At 72.9% G+C, this 14,472-nt stretch carries 15 protein-coding genes, 1 tRNA gene and 1 pseudogene; 9 read left to right on the forward strand and 8 right to left on the reverse strand.

Features of this window, described 5'->3' with window-relative positions; genetic code table 11:
- Positions 1-118, forward strand: a pseudogene (locus tag GPA02_RS05765) (IS481 family transposase); the annotation flags it as partial.
- Positions 119-197: 79 nt separating this feature from the next.
- Here the strand turns inward: GPA02_RS05765 and GPA02_RS05770 are convergent.
- Positions 198-653 carry a VOC family protein gene (locus GPA02_RS05770; protein ID WP_156198957.1) on the reverse strand — a complete coding sequence of 152 codons (456 nt, stop codon included), beginning with the start codon at positions 651-653 and terminating at the stop codon, positions 198-200.
- An 89-nt stretch (positions 654-742) separates the two neighbouring features.
- Between GPA02_RS05770 and GPA02_RS05775 the strand changes: the two genes are divergently transcribed.
- The 5 genes from GPA02_RS05775 (at position 743) to GPA02_RS05795 (ending at position 5,702) form a co-directional block, all read left to right on the forward strand.
- A complete protein-coding gene (locus GPA02_RS05775; RefSeq protein ID WP_156198958.1) occupies positions 743-1,930 on the forward strand; it encodes a PucR family transcriptional regulator in 1,188 nt (395 codons plus the stop codon).
- Between the two features lie 108 nt (positions 1,931-2,038).
- Positions 2,039-2,989 carry an ACP S-malonyltransferase gene (locus GPA02_RS05780; RefSeq protein WP_156198959.1) on the forward strand — a complete coding sequence of 317 codons (951 nt, stop codon included), beginning with the start codon at positions 2,039-2,041 and terminating at the stop codon, positions 2,987-2,989.
- Entirely contained in the window at positions 2,986-4,035 is a 1,050-nt protein-coding gene (locus GPA02_RS05785) for a beta-ketoacyl-ACP synthase III (protein ID WP_156198960.1), read from the forward strand. The genes GPA02_RS05780 and GPA02_RS05785 overlap by 4 nt, the downstream gene beginning before the upstream one ends.
- A 118-nt stretch (positions 4,036-4,153) precedes the next feature.
- Entirely contained in the window at positions 4,154-4,402 is a 249-nt protein-coding gene (locus GPA02_RS05790) for an acyl carrier protein (protein ID WP_156198961.1), read from the forward strand.
- Between the two features lie 76 nt (positions 4,403-4,478).
- On the forward strand, positions 4,479-5,702 hold the full coding sequence (locus GPA02_RS05795) for a beta-ketoacyl-[acyl-carrier-protein] synthase family protein (protein WP_156198962.1): 1,224 nt from the start codon (positions 4,479-4,481) through the stop codon (positions 5,700-5,702).
- A 138-nt stretch (positions 5,703-5,840) separates the two neighbouring features.
- Here GPA02_RS05795 and GPA02_RS05800 read toward each other — a convergent pair whose 3' ends face one another.
- The 5 genes from GPA02_RS05800 to GPA02_RS05820 all read right to left on the reverse strand — a co-directional run bounded on the left by GPA02_RS05800 (position 5,841) and on the right by GPA02_RS05820 (position 11,621).
- On the reverse strand, positions 5,841-6,353 hold the full coding sequence (locus GPA02_RS05800) for a DUF3145 domain-containing protein (RefSeq protein ID WP_156198963.1): 513 nt from the start codon (positions 6,351-6,353) through the stop codon (positions 5,841-5,843).
- A 175-nt stretch (positions 6,354-6,528) separates the two neighbouring features.
- Positions 6,529-7,650, reverse strand: coding sequence for a hypothetical protein (locus tag GPA02_RS05805; RefSeq protein ID WP_162457713.1), 1,122 nt, complete (start codon positions 7,648-7,650; stop codon positions 6,529-6,531).
- Between the two features lie 105 nt (positions 7,651-7,755).
- A complete protein-coding gene (locus GPA02_RS05810; protein ID WP_156198965.1) occupies positions 7,756-9,288 on the reverse strand; it encodes an alpha-N-arabinofuranosidase in 1,533 nt (510 codons plus the stop codon).
- A 46-nt stretch (positions 9,289-9,334) separates the two neighbouring features.
- The gene (locus GPA02_RS05815; protein WP_240133912.1) at positions 9,335-10,561 is read right to left on the reverse strand and encodes a multidrug effflux MFS transporter; all 1,227 of its coding nucleotides are present in this window, start codon (positions 10,559-10,561) and stop codon (positions 9,335-9,337) included.
- A gap of 169 nt (positions 10,562-10,730) precedes the next feature.
- Positions 10,731-11,621, reverse strand: a complete 891-nt coding sequence (locus tag GPA02_RS05820; protein ID WP_156198966.1) for a phenylalanine 4-monooxygenase — start codon at positions 11,619-11,621, stop codon at positions 10,731-10,733.
- Between the two features lie 61 nt (positions 11,622-11,682).
- On the opposite strand from GPA02_RS05820, the gene GPA02_RS05825 reads away from it, so the two are divergent.
- Positions 11,683-12,174 carry an Lrp/AsnC family transcriptional regulator gene (locus tag GPA02_RS05825; protein ID WP_156198967.1) on the forward strand — a complete coding sequence of 164 codons (492 nt, stop codon included), beginning with the start codon at positions 11,683-11,685 and terminating at the stop codon, positions 12,172-12,174.
- A gap of 15 nt (positions 12,175-12,189) precedes the next feature.
- Here GPA02_RS05825 and GPA02_RS05830 read toward each other — a convergent pair whose 3' ends face one another.
- Positions 12,190-13,293 (reverse strand): NYN domain-containing protein, encoded by a 1,104-nt coding sequence (locus GPA02_RS05830; RefSeq protein ID WP_156198968.1) that lies wholly within the window; start codon positions 13,291-13,293, stop codon positions 12,190-12,192.
- Between the two features lie 106 nt (positions 13,294-13,399).
- On the opposite strand from GPA02_RS05830, the gene GPA02_RS05835 reads away from it, so the two are divergent.
- Both GPA02_RS05835 and GPA02_RS05840 read left to right on the forward strand, forming a co-directional pair.
- The gene (locus GPA02_RS05835; RefSeq protein ID WP_156198969.1) at positions 13,400-13,561 is read left to right on the forward strand and encodes a hypothetical protein; all 162 of its coding nucleotides are present in this window, start codon (positions 13,400-13,402) and stop codon (positions 13,559-13,561) included.
- Positions 13,558-14,322, forward strand: a complete 765-nt coding sequence (locus GPA02_RS05840; protein ID WP_156198970.1) for a peptidoglycan-binding domain-containing protein — start codon at positions 13,558-13,560, stop codon at positions 14,320-14,322. The genes GPA02_RS05835 and GPA02_RS05840 overlap by 4 nt, the downstream gene beginning before the upstream one ends.
- A gap of 8 nt (positions 14,323-14,330) precedes the next feature.
- On the opposite strand, the gene GPA02_RS05845 is transcribed toward GPA02_RS05840, so the two are convergent.
- Positions 14,331-14,407, reverse strand: a tRNA-Ile gene (locus GPA02_RS05845).
- Between the last annotated feature and the right edge of the window lie 65 nt (positions 14,408-14,472).

Raw genomic sequence — 14,472 nt, forward strand, 5'->3', positions numbered from 1 at the left:
CTCGAACACCGCCCGAGCCGACGCGCTGGCCCCATGGCTCAAGCACTACAACTACGCTCGAGCCCACACCGCCTGCGGAGGCAAGCCACCGATCAGCCGACTGTCACCAACGTGCTGACCGAGTACACCTAGGCCGACCCAGGCCAGCCGACCAGTCGACCGACGCCGCCCGGGTCCGCCCGGGCGGCGTCGTCGTGTCAGCGGTCCTGCCGGGGCGCGGCGAGGGAGCGCGCGAACTCGCGGTTGCGGGCGACCGCCGCGGTAGCCGCGTCGCCCGGCGCGTGCGCGACCTCCCACGCGTACCCGGCCGGGTCGACGACGTACCCGCTGTAGCCGCCCCAGTCCCGCCGCTGCGCCTCGCGAACCTCGCGCGCACCCGCCGCCCGGGCACGCTCCAGCACCGCGTCGACCTCCGCGTCGGAGGCGACGTTGTGCGCGAGCGTGATCGGCGGCAGGCCGGTGCCGGGCTCCCCCACCTCCTCGCGGAAGGAGGCGACGTCCCACAGCGACAGCAGCACCCCGGGCGCGACCGGGAGCATGATGACGTCCTGCTCGTCGACGACCGCGTGCCAGCCGAGACCGTGCACGTAGAAGTCGCGCGCCTCCTCCAACGACGGCACCGCCAGGGTCACGAGGCTCACGTACTGCTCCATGAGCCCATCGTCGCGCCCCGGTCCCACACGCGGGGTCGATCGGCGCGGTGCTTGTGGGAACTCCACAACCCAGGCCCTATCGTGGCGGCATGACGTCGGAGACCCGACCCCGGGCCGGTGCCCGCGGCAGCGACGACATGGTGCGTCGGCTGCGGCACGGCACCAACCAGCTCACCTCGGCCGCGCTGGCGCGGCTGGACGCCGAGCTGGCGTGGTACCGGGCGCTGCCGGCCGAGGACCGGTCCTGGATCGGCCTCGTCGCGCAGGCCGGCATCGCGAGCTTCATCGCCTGGTACGAGAACCCGACCCGGGGCACCTCCAACGCGGCCGAGATCTTCCGCGCCGCTCCCCCGGAGCTCACGCGCTCGATCTCGCTGCAGCACACGCTGCAGCTCGTGCGGATCGTCGTCGAGATCGTCGAGGCGCACACCGACACGCTGGCCGCGCCCGAGCACCGCGGCGCGCTGCGCGAGGCCGTGCTGCTGTACTCGCGCGAGGTCGCCTTCTCGGCGGCCGAGGTCTACGCGCGCGCCGCCGAGTCGCGCGGCGCGTGGGATGCGCGCCTGGAGGCGCTCGTCGTCGACTCGCTGCTGCGCGACGAGCCCGACGACGGGCTGCGCTCGCGCGTCGCGGCGCTGGGATGGGCGGGCCGCGGCAACACGATCGTCATGGTCGGCTCGGTCGACGAGCACCTCGACGACGTCTCCGCCGCGGACCTGCGGCGCGCCGCCCGCCGTGCCGCCTCGGACGCGCTCGTCGGCATCCAGGGCGACCGGCTCGTCGTCGTCCTCGGCGGCGAGGGGAACCTGCGCGAGCAGGCGGCGACGCTGCTCGACCGGTTCGGCCCCGGGCCGGTCGTCATCGGGCCGCAGGTCCGCGGGCTCGCCGACGCCGGCCGCTCGGCCCGGGCGGCGCTGTCCGGCCTGGTCGCGGCGCGCGCCTGGCCCTCGGCACCGCGTCCGGTGCTCGCCGACGAGCTGCTCCCCGAGCGGGTGCTCATCGGCGACGAGGATGCACGGCGCACGCTGCTGGCGGAGGTCTACACGCCGCTGCTGGGCGTGGGCGGCCACCTGCTGGAGACGCTCGGCGCCTACCTCGACGCCGGCCGCTCGCTCGAGGCGACCGCTCGGCAGCTCTACGTGCACCCGAACACCGTGCGCTACCGGCTGCGCCGCATCAGCGCCGTCACGGGGTGGGACCCGACCGACGCGCGCGAGGGCTTCGTGCTGCAGATCGCGCTCGCCGCGGGCCGGCTCAGCGCCGACGAGCCGTCCTAGCAGCCGCCGACGTGCGCGGGCGTTTGTAGGGTGTCCACAATGTCGCTGCGGCACGTTGGTCCGTTCCGGCGTGCTCGACGGCGTCCCTCGGACGGGAGAGTAGACAGCGTGATCGCCATCCTGTGCCCGGGTCAGGGCTCCCAGACACCGGGCATGCTCGAGGCCTGGCTGGAGATCGACGGCACCCGCGAGCGGCTCGACCGCTACGCGGCCGCCGCCGGTGTGGATCTCCTCGGCCTCGGCACCACCGCCGACGCGGAGACGATCCGCGACACCGCGGTGGCGCAGCCGCTGATCGTCGCGGCCTCGCTCGTCAGCCTCGCCGCGCTGACCGAGCGCACGGGACCGCACACCGCCTGGGCGGGCGCGGCGGCCGGCCACTCGGTCGGCGAGTACGCCGCCGGCGCCGTCGCCGGCGTGCTCGACGACGAGGACGCGCTCGCGCTCGTCGCGACCCGCGGCCGGGCGATGGCCGAGGCGGCCGCCACGACGCCGACCGGGATGTCCGCCGTCGTCGGCGGCGACCCCGACGAGGTGATCCGGACCATCCGGGCCCACGGCCTCGTGCCGGCCAACGTCAACGGCGGCGGCCAGGTGGTCGCGGCCGGCACGCTCGCGGACCTGGCTCGGCTCAAGGAGGCCGCGCCGGCGAAGGCGCGCGTCATCCCGCTCCCGGTCGCCGGGGCGTTCCACACCGACCACATGCGACCCGCGGTCGAGGCCGTCGCCGCAGCGGCCGCGGCGCTCACGCCGTCCGACCCGGCGCTCACGCTGCTCACCAACGCCGACGGCGGCGTCGTGCCTTCGGGCACCGCCGCCCTCGAGAGCATGGTCGCCCAGATCGCGCGCCCGGTCCGTTGGGACGCCTGCCAGGCGACGCTCGCCGACCTGGGCGTCACCGCGGCCGTCGAGCTCGCGCCCGGCGGCGTGCTCGCCGGGCTCGCCCGCCGCAGCCTGCCCGGCGTCGAGGTCGTGGCCGTCAAGAGCCCCGCCGACCTCGACGCCGCCGCCGACCTCGTCGCCCGTCACCGCACCGACACCTCCGAGGAGTCCCGATGACCGCCCTCCGTCTCGCGCCGCCGGTCGCCGGCTCGCGCATCGTCGCCATCGGCGGCTCCCGCGGCGAGAACCTCGTGCCCAACGACGACATCGTCGGGCCGATCAACTCCTCGGACGAGTGGATCGTCCAGCGCACCGGCATCCGTACCCGGGTCCGTGCCGACGAGGGCACCAGCGTCCTCGATCTCGCGGCCGCGGCCGCCGAGGACGCCCTGGGCAAGGCCGGCATCGAGCCGGCCGACCTCGACGCCGTCGTCGTCGCGACCGTCACGCACTTCGAGCAGACCCCCGCGCTGGCCACCCTGCTGACCGAGCGGCTCGGCGCCACCCCGGCGGCCGCCTACGACATCTCCGCCGCATGCGCCGGCTACTGCTACGGCATCGCGCAGGCGGACGCGCTCGTGCGCTCCGGCACCGCGCGCCACGTGCTCGTCGTCGGCGTGGAGCGGATGAGCGACTTCATCGACCCCACCGACCGCACGATCTCGTTCCTGCTGGGCGACGGCGCAGGCGCCGCGGTCGTCGGCCCCTCCGACGAGCCGCGCATCGGCCCGACCGTCTGGGGCAGCGACGGCAGCCTGGCGAGCGCGATCTACCAGACCCGCTCCTGGCTCGACTACCGCCGCGAGGAGCTCGGCGAGCCCGTGCCGGCCCGGCCCGAGCTCGCCGAGGAGGTGTCCCAGATGGTGACGCCGACGCTGCGCCAGCAGGGCCCGACCGTCTTCAAGTGGGTCATCACGAACATCCCCAAGCTGGCGCTGCGCACGATCGAGGCGGCCGGTCTCACGCCCGCCGACATCGACGTGTTCGTCCCGCACCAGGCGAACATGCGGATCACCGACCAGCTGCTCAAGACCCTCAAGCTGCGCGACGACGTCGTCGTCGGCCGTGACATCGCCGACACCGGCAACACCTCCGCGGCCTCGATCCCGCTCGCCACCGAGCGGCTGCTGCGCGAGGGAGACGCCAGGTCCGGTGACGTCGCCCTGCAGATCGGCTTCGGCGCCGGAATGGCGTTCGCCGGCCAGGTGGTGATCCTGCCGTGATCCCCGCCGACCACAGCGCGTTGCCGTCACCAGCGGCGCCGCGTCCGCAACACTGAGTCCCGCCAACGGTCACCCACGACCGCGAACACCTACCGTCTCCAGAAAGGGAGCACCCAGCATGGCGCACAGCGAAGACGAGATCCTCGCCGGCCTGGCCGAGATCGTCAACGAGGAGACGGGTCTGCCGACCGACGCCGTCACCACCGACAAGTCCTTCACCGAGGACCTCGACATCGACTCGCTCACGATGATGACCGTCGTGTCGGTCGCCGAGGAGAAGTTCGGCGTGACCATCCCCGACGAAGAGGTCAAGAACCTCGCCACCGTGGGCGACGCCGTCCGCTACATCGCGCAGGCGCAGTCCTGACCGCGGGACGGGTGCCGCTGCCGATCGGCGCGGCACCCGTCCGCCCACCCGTACCACTGAGGAGGAGCGACCAGCCGTGACCAACCACGTCGTGATCACCGGACTCGGCGTCACCAGCCCGCTGGGCGGTGACGTGGCCAGCACGTGGGAGGCCGCGCTCGCAGGTCGCTCCGGGGTGAACAGCCTCGAGCACGACTGGGTCGAGCAGTACGACGCCCCGGTCCGGTTCGCCGGCGAGCTCGCCGTGCCGGCCGCCGAGGTGCTCAGCGTCCCCGAGACGCGCCGCATGGACCCGAGCGCGCAGTACGCCGTCGTCGCGGCGCGCGAGGCCTGGGCCGACGCCGGCAGCCCCGAGCTCGACCCCACCCGGCTGGCGACCGTCGTCGCCTCCGGGATCGGCGGCGTCTGGACGCTGCTGTCGCAGTGGGACAACTACAAGGAGAAGGGCCCCCGCCGGGTCTCCCCGCTCACGGTGCCGATGCTCATGCCGAACGCACCCTCGGCGCAGGTGTCGATGCTCGTCGGCGCCCGCGCCGGCGCGCACACGCCGGTGTCGGCGTGCGCGTCCGGTGCCGAGGCGATCGGCTACGCGGCCCAGATCATCCTCTCGGGGCGTGCCGACGTCGTCCTCGCCGGCGGCACCGAGGCCCCGATCCACCCGCTGCCCCTCGCAGCCTTCGCGCGCATGCAGGCGCTGTCGACCCGCAACGACGACCCGCAGGGGGCGTCACGCCCCTACGACGTCACGCGCGACGGCTTCGTCATGGGCGAGGGTGCCGGCATCGTCGTGCTCGAGCGCGAGTCTCACGCGCGTGCGCGCGGCGCCCACATCTACGCCCGCATCGCCGGCTTCGGCATCACCTCCGACGCCGCGGACATCGCGGCGCCGTCGCCCGAGGGCCAGGAGCGCGCCATGCGCGCCGCGCTCGCCGAGTCCGAGCTCAGCGCCTCCGACATCGTCCACGTCAACGCGCACGCGACGTCGACCCCGGTCGGCGACATGGGCGAGGCCGGTGTGATCGCCAAGGTGCTGGGCGACCGTGCGGCCGTGTCCGCGACGAAGTCGATGACCGGTCACCTCCTCGGTGGTGCCGGTGCGCTGGAGACGATCTTCACCGTGCTCGCCCTGCGCGACCGCAAGGCGCCCCCGACGATCAACGTCACCCAGCCCGAGCCCGACCTGCCGATCGACCTCGTGCGGGACGTGCCGCGCGACCTGCCCGCCGGCGACGTCGCGGCGTTCAACAACGGCTTCGGCTTCGGCGGCCACAACGCCAGCCTCATCATCGCCAGCGTCTGAGCAGCCGCTCCCCCACGCCGTCGCGCGCAGCCGGACGCCGCCGCGCGCGATCTCGTAGCCGGCTGCCGATCTCGTACGGTGCACGCCACGAGATCGGCAGCGAGGTACGAGCTCGCTGGCAGCGCCGGGCTGCGACGGTCAGCCGACGCGGTGCAGCCAGCGCACCGGCACACCCGCGCCGGCGTAGCGGAAGGGCTCGAGCTCGTCGTCCCAGGCCTGCCCGAGCGCGAGGTCGAGCTCCTGGCGCAGCCGCACCGGGTCGGCGACGTGCTCCATCGCGGCACGGATCCGGTCCTCGGGCACGACGACGTTGCCGTGCACGTCGGTCTGCGCGTAGAAGATGCCCAGGTCGGGCGTGTGGCTCCAGCGACCGCCGTCGGTGCCCCGTGAGGCCTCCTCGGTGACCTCGTAGCGCAGGTGGGTCCACCCGCGCAGCGCGGACGCCAGCCGCGCGCCGGTGCCCACCGGGCCGGTCCAGGACAGCTCGGTCCGGAACAGGCCGGGTGCAGCAGGCTGCGCCGCCCACTCCATGGACACGCGCGTGCCCAGCACGGACCCGATCGCCCACTCCACGTGCGGGCACAGCGCCCGGGGTGCAGAGTGCACGAAGACGACACCGCGGGTGCTCACACCTGACGCCACAGCTGGCATCGCCGCTCCTTCCGACTCGGTCGAGATTCGTCTTCCCCTACGCATCTCGCCCGGCGCCGTCCAGAGACGACCACGGCTCGTTGCCGCCATTGTGCCCTATCGGGCGGGTTCCGGCCACTCTCCGGAGTGCGACGCGCCCGGACCGGCACCTGGCCGGCCCGGGCACGCGGTGCCGTCACTGGTCGGCGAGCACCCAGCGGTAGGACTGGCTCTCGCCGGAGAAGTCGAAGATGTTGGCGTACGTCACGGCGGTGACGCTCGTCGGCACGTCGAGCAGCACCCAGCCCTCGTACTCCTTGTCGGGCTGCATCTCGCTCGGCGCGCTCTGGCTCTCGTCGAGGCAGAAGATGCCGGCACCGAACCCATTGGCCTCGAGCTTCGCGCCATCGACCTCGGCCCCGATCTCCCAGCCGATCAGGGTGTAGGTCGGCGGGTCCTCCTGCGCGAGCGCCGGCAGCGTCGTGATGTCGAACCGCAGCGCGAGGTACTGGCCGTTCTCCGCCTCGCTGCAGAACATGCTGTCGGCGCCGGGCTGCCAGTCGGCCACGACCTCCGCGAGCCGCAGCTCGGCGATCGGGTCGCCGTCGACGCCGACCGCCACGGCCGGCTGGTCGCCGGTGAGCTCGACGACGCCGTCGCCGCCGGCTGGCGGGTCGGTGGCGTCGTCGGTCGGCTCGTCGGTGGGCTCGTCCGTCGGCTCGTCGGTGGTCGGGTCGTCCGTGGGCTCGTCGGTCGGCTCGGCCGTGGTGGGCGCGACCGTCGGGTCGGGCTCGTCACCGCCGCCGCCGAGCAGCGACGAGATCCCCCACGCGCCCAGCGCGAGCACGAGCGCCGCGATCACGCAGACGACGACGATCGCGGCCGTGTTGCGCTGCTTGGGCTGCGGACCGCCCGGGTACCCCGGCTGACCGCCGGGGCCAGGCATCCCGGGCCCTCCCGGACCACCCGGTCCGGCCTGGCCGGGCCCGCCGTAGGGCGAGGCGCCCGGCTGCTCCAGACCAGCGCTCGGCGCGTAGCTGTACAGACCCGGACCGGAGCCGGCTCCCGGAGCGCCCTGCGGAGCGGGCGGGCCCGCGTTCGGCATCACCTGGGTGGGCTGGCTGCCCATCGTCTGGGTCGCGAACGGGTCGGCGGCAGGCGGCTGCTGCGCCGAAGCCGCGGGTGCGGCGTCGTCGACCCAGAACTGCCAGCCCTCGGGCGCCGGCGGCCACGAGGGGTCGGGTGCCCACCCGGGCGGTGGCGTCCAGCCCTCGGGGGGCTTGGGCCAGCCGGGTGGTGAGTTGAACGTCGCGGCCATGTCGTGCAGACCCCCTGGTCGATCCAGCCGGCCGGCGAGCGCCTGCTCGGCTGTCACATCCTAGGAGGCCGCGCGCCGCGGGCGGTGCCCGCGGCGCGGGCAGGTCTACCCCTCCGGCGTGAGCGCGAGCTCGACGGTCGCGAACGAGTGCGGCGGCAGCGTGACCGGCAGCTTCCCGTCCGTCACGGCGCCGACCTCGAACGCGGCGGGGGCGACGGCGTCGGGACGCCCGGAGGTGTTGTGGGCGGCGACCTCGGGCGCGGTGAGCAGCCGGCCGCTGACCTCGGCGACCACCCGACCGCGCAGGTCGAGCGTGACCTCGACGGGCTCGGTCAGGTGGAGGTTGGACAGCGACACCAGCGCCCGGCCGTCCTTGACCGACGCCGACGCCGAGACCCGGTTCAGCGAGCGGTCGCCGACCTCGATCGCGTTGTCGTCGCCCAGCAGGTGCACGGCGAGCGACGCGGCGTCCTGGTGCCCCTTGTTCATCTCGAACACGTGGTACGTGGGCGTGACCACCAGCTCCTGCGTGTCGGGGTCGGTGAGGATCATCGCCTGCAGCACGTTGACGGTCTGCGCGATGTTGGCCATCACGAGCCGGTCGGCGTGCCGATGGAAAGCGTCGAAGTGCACCGAGGCGACCAGTGCGTCGCGCATGGTGTTCTGCTGGTACAGGAACCCCGGGTTGGTGCCGGGCTCGACGTCGTACCAGGTGCCCCACTCGTCGAGGATCAGGCCGACCCGCTTGTGCGGGTCGTAGCAGTCCATGACGGCGGAGTGGCCGGCGATCAGCTCCTCCACACGGGCGGCCTTGGCGAGGGTCGTGTAGTACTCGTCGTCGCCGAACTCGGTCGCGCTGCCCTTGTGCTCCCAGGGGCCAGGCACCGTGTAGTAGTGGAAGGTGAGGCCCTGGAAGATGTTGCGGGGCTCGCGGGTGCAGCCGAGGCAGCTGATCGCCTTCATCAGCGTCTCGGTCCAGCGGTAGTCGTCGTCGGCGGCGCCTGCCGCGATCCGGTAGAGCTTGTTGTCGCCGTGGTCGCGGCAGAAGGTCGCGTAGCGGCGCAGCTCCTCGGCGTAGTGCTCGGCGCTCATGTTGCCGCCGCAGCCCCACGCCTCGTTGCCGATGCCCCAGAACGGCACCCGCCAGGCCTTCTCGCGCCCGTTGGCCTTGCGCAGCCGCACCATCGGGGAGTCGCCGTCACGGGTCAGGTACTCGACCCAGTCGCTCATCTCCTTGACGGTGCCCGAGCCGACGTTGCCGTTGACGTAGGGGTCGGCACCGAGCATCTCGCACAGCGCCATGAACTCGTGCGTGCCGAAGTGGTTGTTCTCCTCGACGTCGCCCCAGTGCGTGTTGATCATCCGGGGCCGGTCCTCCTTGGGACCGATGCCGTCCATCCAGTGGTACTCGTCGGCGAAGCAGCCGCCCGGCCACCGCAGGTTCGGGATCCGGAGCGCGCGGAGGGCCTCGACGACGTCGAGCCGGATCCCGCCCTCGTTCGGGATGTCGGAGTCCTCGCCCACGTAGAAGCCGCCGTAGATGCAGCGGCCGAGGTGCTCGGCGAAGTGGCCGTAGAGGTGCTTGTTGATCCGCGGTCCCTCGACGTCGAGGTCGATCACCGCACGCAGCGCAGTCATGGATGTGAACGCTAACAGGCCGGGTGGCACGCGTTCCAGCGTCATCTCACGCGTGGCGGTCGGCGCGCCGGTGCAGCACCCACAGCCCGAGACCGAGCAGGGTCAGCAGCAGCGCCGTCGTCGCCACCTCCAGGAGGCTGCCGGCGACGAGCGGCACGATCGCGCCGGCGAGCACGGCGTTGAAGGCGAGCGAGGCGAACGTGCCCAGCGAGGCGGCCGCGCCGCGGTGGTGCGGGAAGCCGTCGAGGATCTCGAGCTGGATCGCGGGGAACGCCACGGCGATCGCGAGCGCGAGCAGCGCCGGCCCGATCATCGCGAACGGCAGCCGGGGCGCTCCGGCCACGATCGCGACGTTGAGCACCGCCGCCAGCAGCCCGACCGCCAGCGCCAGGTCGACGAGGCGGGTGCGTGGGACCCGCTCGGCCAGCCGCCCCGACAGCCACGCACCGACCATCAGGCCACCGATGATCGGGACGAACAGCACCCAGAAGTCGCGCTCGCCGAGCCCGAACAGGTCGACGACGATGATCGGGGCGCCCATGATGTAGACGAACTGCCCCGCCATCACGAACGCCGTGACGAGCGCGAGCCGCACCATCCGTGGGTGCCGCCCCACGAGCACCAGCGAGCGCACCACCGCACCGACCCGCAGCGGTGAGCGCTCCTGCGGCGGGTGGGTCTCGGGCAGCACGACCAGCACGGCCAGCGCCGCCAGCGCGCCGTAGCCGGCGACGGCCCAGAAGATGGTGCGCCAGTCCCCCACCTGCAGCAGCCAGCCACCGGCCACGGGCGCGATCGCCGGTGCGACGCTGAAGATCATCATGATCCGGCTCATCAGCCGGTGCGCCGCCGGTCCGGCGAACATGTCGCGCACGACGACGCGCGACACGATCGTCGCGGCCCCCGCGCAGGTGCCCTGCAGGGTGCGCATGACGAGCAGCACCGCGAGGTTCGGCGCGAGCGCGCAGCCGACCGAGGCCACGACGTACCCGACGAGGCCAGCGACCATCACCGGCTTGCGCCCGAGGGCGTCCGAGATCGGGCCGTGGAAGACGCTCATGACGGCGAACGCCAGCATGTAGACGCTCGTCACCTGCTGCATCGCGGTCGCGTCGGCGCCGAGCTCGGCACCCATGCGCGCGAACGCGGGGAAGACCGTGTCGATCGTGAACGGGCCGAGCATGCTCAGCGCCGCGAGCACGACGGTCACGACGGCGCCCGCGCCGCGGTCAGGGACGGCCGGGTCCCCTGGAGTCTCGACCGCCCCGCTCACCCGGGTCACTCTAGGAGGCGCCACGAGGATGCCACGGCGTGCCCCCACCGTGCGCCCCTCTCGCGTGCCCTCCCGCCGAGATCGAGGTGTTGGGTCGAGATCGAGGAGTTGTTTCCTCGATCTCGACGCAGAACCTCGATCTCGACGGCGTCGGTCGGGCGGCGTCGGCTCAGGCGACCTTGGCGCCGGCGGCCAACCGGGCCGGCGTCTCGTCGGTGAACTCCGCGAAGAACCCGCCGACGCGCTCGGTGAGCTCCGACATCCCGTCGCAGGCGAAGAGCACCGGCTGGTAGTGCGTGATGTCGTAGTCGAAGGTGCCCATCTCGTGGAAGTCCAGCGGGCGGATCTCGGCGCCGCGGAACTCCTCGATCTCGCCGTAGGAGGACAGCAGGCCGGCGCCGTAGCAGCGCAGCTCGCCGTGCTCGTGCATGACGCCGAACTCGATCGTGAACCAGAAGACGTCGGCGACGAACTGCAGCCCCGCCTCGGTCTCGCACCGGCGGGCGGCCTCGCCCGCGAGGCGCTTGACCTCGGCGACCTCGGGCGAGGCGAGCAGGTTCCCGTGGCCCACGATCTCGTGGAGGATGTCCGGCTCCGGCGTGTACAGCGGTGTGGAGCCGTGCCGCAGGTACTGCGTGGAGTGGAACACGCGGTCGGCGAGCGAGCCGTAGAAGACGTCGAGCGGCACCAGCCCGGCGGCCGGGTGCAGCCGGAACCCGGTGAGCGACGAGAGCCGGTCGCTGACCTCCTGCAGCTGCGGGACGTGGTCCTCGGGCAGCGCGAGGGCCTCCTTGCCCTCGAGGAACGCGCGGATCGCGTACGTCTCGTGCTTGGCGCGCAGCTCGCGGCTGACGGTCGCCCAGATCGCGTGCTCCTCGTCGGTGTAGTCGACGGTCGGCAGCGGCTGCCCCGGCTCCCAGGACAGCGCCGCCTGCGCGATCTCGTTGCGGCGGCGGCGGTAGTCGGGGTCGTTCGCGCCGGGGTGGTCGTCGGCGAGGTGGACCTGCGCGCCGTCGGGGCCGTCGGTGACAGGGGCGTAGAGCTGCGCTTCCTCGAACATGCGGCATCTCTACGCGTGATCCAGGTCACATGCAATGATCATGTCGATAACCTCGACGTCGATGGCAACGAAGCCCACACTCGACGACCTCGATCGCAAGATCCTTGCGATCCTCCGCCGCGACGGCCGCCGGTCGTTCGCCGATGTCGCACGCGACCTGGACATCTCGATCGCCACCGTCAAGCGTCGCGTCGACCGGCTCGAGGACTCGGGCGTCGTGCAGGGCTACGCCGCCGTCATCGACACCACGCGGCTCGGCGCCGGGTTCGAGGCGATCGTCGAGGTCTACTGCGCCGAGAAGACGACACCACGCGACGTGCTGTCCACGATCAGCGGCCTCGAGGAGGTCGTGAGCGCGGTGACGGTCAGCGGCGAGCCGGACGCGGTGCTGCGCGTGCAGGTCCTCGACGTGCCGCACCTGGAGCGACTGATCGAGAGCCTGCGCCGCCGGCCGAGCATCGTCCGGACCCGCACGATGCTCGTCCTGTCGGTGCTCGCCGACCGGCCCTCGGGGCTGATCGGGACGAGCGGCGGCTCGGCTGCCTCCGTCTGAGCGTCCGGTCGACGACTAGGCCGGCCGCACCAGGTAGCCGTCGTCGTTCTTCTCGAGCGTGATCACGCCTGCCGTCTCCGCGGCCCGGCTGAACTGCAGGAACGAGCGGTAGCCGAACGTCTTCTCGGTGAAGTCGGGGTTGTCGCGGCGGATGTGGTCCTTCAGGCCGCTGAGCGGCACCGGCTGGCCCTTCCCCACCTCCTCGACGGCGGCACGCAGCAGCCCGAAGGCCTCCTCACGGCTGCCGCGCTCGCTCAGCCGCACCACGGGGTCGCCCTGGGCCGGACCGTCGCTGACGTCGAGCACGCCACGGTCGGCGAGGTGTCGGACGAGCTCGCCGAACGCGCGGAAGCCGTAGTCGGCCTCGTTGAAGGTCGAGTCCTTGCGCAGCAGCGTGCGCTTGAGCAGCGAGGCGGTGACGCCGGAGCCCGACGACTGCTCGAGCCCCGCCACCGTCTGGGCCACGAGCACGGCGATGTCGCCACGGGAGGTCGGTGCGCCGTCGTCGGTCTCGGGATCGGCGACCGGCTCGGCGGGCGACGGCGCGGACGGTGCGGCGGGCGCCGACGCCGCGGCGCCGCCGTCGGGAGCGGGCGACGAGGCGGCCTTGCCGCCCCGGCCACGCCGTCGCGGCGGCTCCTGGGACTCCAGCCCGGCGAGGTCGTCGTAGTAGAGGAACTCGTCGCACGCGGGCGGCAGCATCGCCGAGGTCGAGTGCCGCACCCCGACACCGATGACGCGCTTGTTGAGCTCGCGCAGCTTGTGCACGAGCGGGGTGAAGTCGCTGTCGCCGGTGCAGATCGCGAACGTCGAGACGTAGTCGCGCGAGAACGCCAGCTCGATCGCGTCGACGGCCATCTTGATGTCGGCGGCGTTCTTGCGCGAGGCGCCCATCCGCTGCGGCATCTCGATCAGCTCCACGTGGGCGCGGGTGAGCATGCGGCGGTCCTCGTCGAAGTAGGACCAGTCGGCGTAGGCGCGCCGCGCGACGACCCGACCGCGCTCGGCGAGCGCGTCGGCGATCGGCCGGAGGTCGAAGCTGGCCCCGAGATGGTCCCGCGCACCGAGCGCGAGGTTCTCGTAGTCGAGGAACAGGGCGATCCGGTCTTCGTCATCCACGCCGCGAGCCTACGCGGGTCGAGCGGTCCGGGACGCCGCCGCGGCGTATCACCCCCGCGCGCCGTCGGCTCCTGACACCTGACGGTGCACGAGCGGGAGGTTCGAGATGACGACACCGGCAGGCGACCTCGCCGACACGCAGGCGGCGACGAGCGAGGTCAGGTGGGACGACGTCGTGACCGAGGTGGTCGCGACGCCGTTCGAGGAGATCCCGGGATCACCGCCGGTAATCCCGGCGGACGACACCTTCGAGGAGCTGGGCACATGAGCATCGCGAGCGTCGAGCAGCGCATCGGGTTCGCGTCGGGCAAGGTCGGCGCCGGCCGGGAGTTCACCGGGCGCTGCGAGGCGTTCGTGCGGTCGTGCTTCGGCTTCCCGGCCAGGTACGCCTCCGCGCGGCTGGCGTTCGAGGCGACGACCCGGCGCCACCCCGAGATGGCGGCACCCGCCGGCGTGCCGGTGTTCTGGGACATCCTGGCCGGGCCCAACGTCAACGCCGACCACATCGCGCTGAGCGTGGGCGGCGGGTTCTGCATCAGCACCTCCGCCGGGCGGAACCGCACGGTGGCGAAGGTGTCCATCGACGACCTCACGCGGCGCTGGGGGATGCGCTACCGGGGCTGGTCGGAGGACTACCACGGGGTGGTGGTGCACGCCGGGTCGCATGGCATGGCGAGCGCGGAGGAGCAGGTCGTCACGATGTCGCCGGACGCGCGGCCGATGCGCGACCTGCCGGTCGCAGGCAACCACACGCCGTCCTCGCTGCGCGCGTGGCGCACGCTGATGGCGAGCATCGGGTTCACCGACGACGACCTCGACCTCGCGATGCAGCGCTGGTTGCGCAGGCGGGGCTTCTACGCCGAGCACCTCCTGCTCGACGGCGACTTCGCGGTCGAGTCGGTGAAGGCGCTGCAGCAGTTCCTGGCCGGCAAGGGGCTGTACCCGTTCGGGATCGACGGCGACCGCGGCCCCGACACCGTGCAGGGCGAGATCCGCTACCTCAACCAGCAGCGTCGCTTCCTGGTGTGAACCGTGGGTGGTGCCCCAGGTGGGGCTTGAACCCACGACCGACGGATTATGAGTCCGCTGCTCTGACCGGCTGAGCTACTGGGGCCGACGGCCTCCCACCCTAGTGCGGCTGCCGTCGCCCCTGAGCGGCCCGCGCCGGGCAGGTGCCGG

The sequence above is a fragment of the Actinotalea caeni genome (genome assembly GCF_009733795.1).
GTDB classification, from domain to species: Bacteria; Actinomycetota; Actinomycetes; order Actinomycetales; family Beutenbergiaceae; genus Pseudactinotalea; species Pseudactinotalea caeni.